7 protein-coding genes are annotated in these 5,021 nt (G+C 49.7%); 5 read left to right on the plus strand and 2 right to left on the minus strand.

The window, feature by feature from the left end; translation table 11 throughout:
• Positions 1 to 101 precede the first annotated feature (101 nt).
• From AB1756_08370 to AB1756_08385, 4 genes are all read left to right on the plus strand, one after another.
• Positions 102 to 602, plus strand: a complete 501-nt coding sequence (locus tag AB1756_08370; GenBank protein ID MEW5807343.1) for a nitroreductase family protein — start codon at positions 102 to 104, stop codon at positions 600 to 602.
• 317 nt (positions 603 to 919) lie between these two features.
• Complete coding sequence (locus tag AB1756_08375; GenBank protein ID MEW5807344.1) at positions 920 to 1,909, plus strand: efflux RND transporter periplasmic adaptor subunit; 990 nt, start codon at positions 920 to 922, stop codon at positions 1,907 to 1,909.
• Positions 1,910 to 1,939: 30 nt separating this feature from the next.
• Positions 1,940 to 2,149: an efflux RND transporter permease subunit gene (locus AB1756_08380; GenBank protein MEW5807345.1), complete on the plus strand. Its 210-nt coding sequence runs from the start codon at positions 1,940 to 1,942 to the stop codon at positions 2,147 to 2,149.
• A gap of 86 nt (positions 2,150 to 2,235) precedes the next feature.
• A complete protein-coding gene (locus AB1756_08385) occupies positions 2,236 to 2,730 on the plus strand; it encodes an efflux RND transporter permease subunit (GenBank protein ID MEW5807346.1) in 495 nt (164 codons plus the stop codon).
• Here the strand turns inward: AB1756_08385 and AB1756_08390 are convergent.
• Positions 2,671 to 3,543: an IS630 family transposase gene (locus tag AB1756_08390; GenBank protein ID MEW5807347.1), complete on the minus strand. Its 873-nt coding sequence runs from the start codon at positions 3,541 to 3,543 to the stop codon at positions 2,671 to 2,673. The two genes, AB1756_08385 and AB1756_08390, sit on opposite strands and share 60 nt — an antisense overlap.
• Positions 3,527 to 3,832, minus strand: a complete 306-nt coding sequence (locus AB1756_08395) for a helix-turn-helix domain-containing protein (GenBank protein ID MEW5807348.1) — start codon at positions 3,830 to 3,832, stop codon at positions 3,527 to 3,529. Before AB1756_08395 ends, AB1756_08390 begins: the two co-directional genes overlap by 17 nt.
• Positions 3,833 to 3,914: 82 nt before the next feature.
• Between AB1756_08395 and AB1756_08400 the strand changes: the two genes are divergently transcribed.
• The coding region (locus tag AB1756_08400; protein MEW5807349.1) for an efflux RND transporter permease subunit at positions 3,915 to 5,021 on the plus strand (1,107 nt) is incomplete at its 3' end.

Raw genomic sequence — 5,021 nt, forward strand, 5'->3', positions numbered from 1 at the left:
CCGTGCTGCGCATGAACGGAAATCGCGGGAACAATCCAAACCATGACATCCGGGCTTGATCTATCGGATGAACAAATGAAAAGGAGGATACCATGGACGCAATGGAAGTTATTCTTTCACGGAGAAGTATTCGAAAGTACACGAAGCAGGCGGTCCCCGACAAGCTGATCGAAGATCTGCTGAAGGCAGCGATGAGCGCTCCATCGGCCGGGAACGAACAGCCGTGGCATTTTGTCGTCATCACGGACAGAAAGATCATGGAGGAAATTGCTTCATTCCATCCACACGCGGGGATGTTGAAAGAAGCACCGGCGGCGATTCTCGTCTGTTCTGATATGAAACTGGATGCGCATAAGGGATTCTGGGTCCAGGATTGCTCGGCTGCAACGCAAAATATCCTTCTCGCGGCTCATGCGAACGGGCTTGGTGCTGTCTGGCTTGCCATGTATCCGCGCGAAGAACGGTGCAACACCATGAAGAAACTGCTCGGAATGCCCGAGGATGTCGTCCTGCTTTCTCTGATCTCTCTCGGGTATCCAGGCGAGGAGAAGCCCTCTGAAGACCGCTTCAACAGTGCGAGAATACACCGCGATCGCTGGTAACGCGGAAATTTTTTGAAACAAAACCTGTTCTCCATCGTTATTATGGGTAAAAACCGAAGGGGGAAATAATGATACGGGCTCTTTCGAAACGTCGATCTTCTCATCCGACCATCTTCAAGAATTTTTTGCGAAACGTTCGTATTTTTCCTTGCCTGTGTATCGTATGCATCACTTTTTCGGTCATGTTCTGTATGATTTCATGCGGATGAAGGGTATCCGAAGCGAACGCTTCTTCTGGAGCAGATACACCAGAAGCGGCGTCGGGAAATACTGAATCCTCAACGGGTGCTGACGAGGAGGGAGAAAATGACAGCACGGTGGATTCAGAAGAAGGTAAACAGGAAGGGGAGAAAAAAGAAGAAAATGCCGGCGTCCCGGTTGAGGTTTCTGAAGTTCTCGTAAAGGATATTTCTTCGTTCATCAGCTCGACGACGAACATAGAAACGGAGTTTGAAGCAACGGTGCTCTCGGAGACCGATGGGAAAGTTGTAGACATTCTCACAGAAGAGGGGACGAGAGTTTCAAAAGGAGAGCTCCTCGCTCGGCTCGATGACGGCGAGAAACTGATCGTTCTCAAGAAAGCGAAGATCAGGGCGGAGAACGAGGCTGGCAACTATGAACGCGCGAAAGAGCTCTTTGCGCAGAACCTGCTGAGCCCGGATGAGTTCGACAAGGTGAAGTTCCAGTACGCGCTTGCAAAGTCGGACTACGAGGAATCCGAATACAATCTCAATAAGACGAAGATCGTGGCGCCCTTCGATGGGAAGATCACCCGCAGGCACATAAAACTGGGGCAGAACATAAAGGCGGGGGATCAGCTTTTTACCGTAACGAATTTCGATCCGCTCATCGCCCACATTTACCTGCCGGAGAAGGATGCGCTCGCTCTGAGCGTCGGGCAGCAGGTCGAGATATCAGTTGCCTGGGACAATGAGAGGAGATATCCCGGTTACATAGAGCGGATAAGCCCCATCGTCGATGCGCAGACCGGAACCGTGAAGATCACGATCTATGCGCGGAATCTTCCCGAATTCATCAAGCCGGGCAGTTTCATGACGGTGAACATCGTGAGGGAGGTGCACGAGAACGCCCTCCTCATACCGAAACGGTCGATCATCAAGGATCTTCAGGATGACTACGTCTACGTCGTTGATGAGAACATTGCGAAGAAGAAGAAGGTGCAGCTGGGATTCGAGGACAACGGTTACGTCGAAGTCCTCTCGGGTCTCGTTCAGGATCATAAGGTTGTTTCGGTCGGTCAGGGGGGATTGAAGGACGGTTCAAAAGTGAAGATCATCCAGGGCTGATCGCATCCCGCCATCGTTCAGAGGAGTCCGATGAAAATCATTGATTTCTCGATCAAAAGGCCTGTTACCGTCAGCATGATTGCTGTGGCGGTGATCATCTTCGGGATGGTCTCCGCCTACAGGCTGCCGATCAATCTCTTCCCGGCGATCTCCTACCCGGCACTCAGCATAGAAACGAAATACAATGGGGCTGCTCCTCTCGAGGTTGAAAATCTCATCACTAAGTACATGAATTCATAAATACCATAGCCTATTATTATTGATACAGATGAACATAAATTCGGATTTAATAGTTAATTCCATGTTAAGGATACGTCACCGAATTTATGAATCAGACCACTAAGCCTGTCGAGGAAGCCGTCGGAGTCATCGCGGGAGTCCAGAGGATCGTTTCCCGTTCCAAGGCAGGTCTGTCGCAAGTCGTCCTCGAATTCGCCTGGGGACAGAACATGGATTTCGCCATGATGGAGGTTCGGGAAAAGCTCGATATCGTTACTCTTCCCGATGATGCCAATGACCCGATGATCCTCAGGTTCGATCCTGAAGCGGATCCCATCATCAGGCTTGCTCTTTCAGGAAGCGATGATCTGATCAGGCTCAGGTACATAGCGGAAGAAGGGTTGAAGAAAGACCTTGAATCGCTGGAAGGTCTTGCGGCAATCAAGATCAATGGCGGACTCGAAGAGGAGATCCAGGTCATCCTCGATGAAGGGAGGCTGGCATCGCTTGGTGCTCTGGTTCAAAAATTCGGTGACGTATTTTTAAGCCACTTTACATTGCAATCTCTCATAGCTTTTCAATTTAGACAGAAGTTGAGCTAAATCACCTCTGGTGAACTTCCATTCAAAAGGTTGAGCCACACATTCATAGTGTTCCTGGAATCGAAACAATCGATCTTCGAGTTCGGAAAGGGAATCAAAGTCATTTGGGGTAAGAACCTTGCGCTGGACAATAGAAAAATATATCTCAATCTGGTTGAGCCAGCTTGCATGAATGGGTGTATGAACAACTCTCATAGTTGGCCAGCGTTTTTGAAGGCGGTCAATGCAGGATTGCCCACGGTGAGAAGATCCGTTGTCCATGATCCAGAAGACTCGCGGAGCAGAACAATACGGTTCTTGTGACATGACCTGATGAACAAGCCTGTCAAATGGTGCAATGCCTGTCTTTCTTTCACACCTTCCATAGATTCTGGCTCCTCTGACGTCCCATGCTGCCATATATGCCCATGCCCCGAGGCGTTCGTATTCATGTTCCACTCGCATGGCCTGATCTGGGGATTGAGGTAATGTGGAATGCTTACGCCGACGGGCTTGTATGCTTGTTTTCTCATCCGTACTGATAACACAGTCTTCTGGTGATAAATCTTTACCCTCCCATACCCCTTCGTATAAATCCAGCACCCGAGAGGCTTTTTCTTCAAAGCCTGGATCTCTTGGGAATATCCAACTGCGATAAGACCAGGGACGAATGGCATCCTCATTCAGCCAACGCCAGAGCGTTGTCTCGCCAATCGATGCAACCAGTCCTCGCTCGATCGCACTTCGCTTTATTTCGGATAGGCTCAAACGAGACAACGGTAAACCAAGTTCACAAGGAAGCTCACATGCCAGTGCTTTAATGGCCACGACCACTCTGGGGGGAAAAGCGGACTGAACGCCCGCGTCGAGGGTGCTCAGCCAATCCGGCCAAGCCCTCCTCGAAAAACCTTTTCCGCCACTTACTGACAATCTGTCTTGCTGTATCCAGACGAGAGGCAATCCGATCATTGCTAAGGCCTTCGGCAGCATACAACACAATCTTTGCTCGAATGACATCTCTATACGGAGACGTATATTTCCTGACTATCTTTTCCAATTCTTCTCTTTCAACATAATTGAGCTTAATTATAAAAGGGCTCTTTCGTGGCATTATTTCCTCCATGCAATGGAAGAAAATAATACCAAACTAACGAACGTAAGTAAATATTAATATGTCATCGTATTTAAGGAATTATGTACTTAGCTTGACGGTCGAGGATGTCAAGCAGAGCCTGGCAAGAAACAATGTGAACCTGGCAGGAGGCAGCCTCTATGAGCGGGAAGCCAGTTATCTTGTGCGGGCTTTCAATGAATTCGAGGATATTCCCGATATAGGCAGCACCATCATCGTCGAGCGGAACAACCGGAAAGTAGTGCTGAAAGACATTGCCAGGGTGGAGAGGGGCTACAAGGAGAGGGAGGTCATCACCCATGTTGCGGGAGAGGAAGCCGTCGAGCTGGCCCTGTATAAGGAGGGCGATGCCAATACGGTTCAGGTGGCCCGGAGACTGGAAACTGCCCTGGAACGGTTGAAGGAAACGCTCCCTGAGGGGATAACGCTGTCGACCGTCTACGACCAATCGCATTTCATACGGCAGTCGATACGCGAGATAGTGAGCAATGCCATACTGGGTGGATTGATAGCGATCCTGATCCTCTTCTTCTTCCTGAAGGATCTCAAGAGCACATCAATCATCGGAGTCGCGATTCCGATCTCGATCATCGCGACGTTCTTCCTCATGTACCAGACGGGCGTGACGATGAACATCATGTCGCTGGGAGGGCTCGCGCTCGGCGTAGGGATGCTTGTCGATAATTCGATCGTTGTTCTCGAGGCGATATTCAGGCATAGAAGTAAAGGCAAGCCTTCTGCGGAAGCTTCCAACGTGGGAACCTCCGAAGTGGCAATGGCTGTAACGGCGTCCACACTGACGACGATCGCTGTATTCATTCCCATTATCTTCGTACAGGGCGTTGCTGCGCAGCTCTTCAGAGATCAGGCTCTTACCGTCTCTTTCTCTCTCCTTGCATCACTTGCGGTCGCAATCACCATCATTCCCATGTTCTCATCATGGAGCATCAGGTTGATCCCGAAGGAAGGGAACGAATCACCGTCTTCCGACAGGGCGGAAAATGAAGCACAAAGGCCGGGAAAAATCCGGGGTTTTTTCAGAAGACTCGCGAACATCGCGAGAAAAATATCTTCCTTTTTCTTTGTGAACGTTCCGACCTTCATGCTCGGAATCCTCTGGAGAGTGCTCTTTTCCCTCTATTGGTTTGTCATGATGATTCTCAAGCCTTTCATGTACGTT

It is taken from the genome of Acidobacteriota bacterium (assembly GCA_040752675.1).
Classification (GTDB): Bacteria; Acidobacteriota; Polarisedimenticolia; order JBFMGF01; family JBFMGF01; genus JBFMGF01.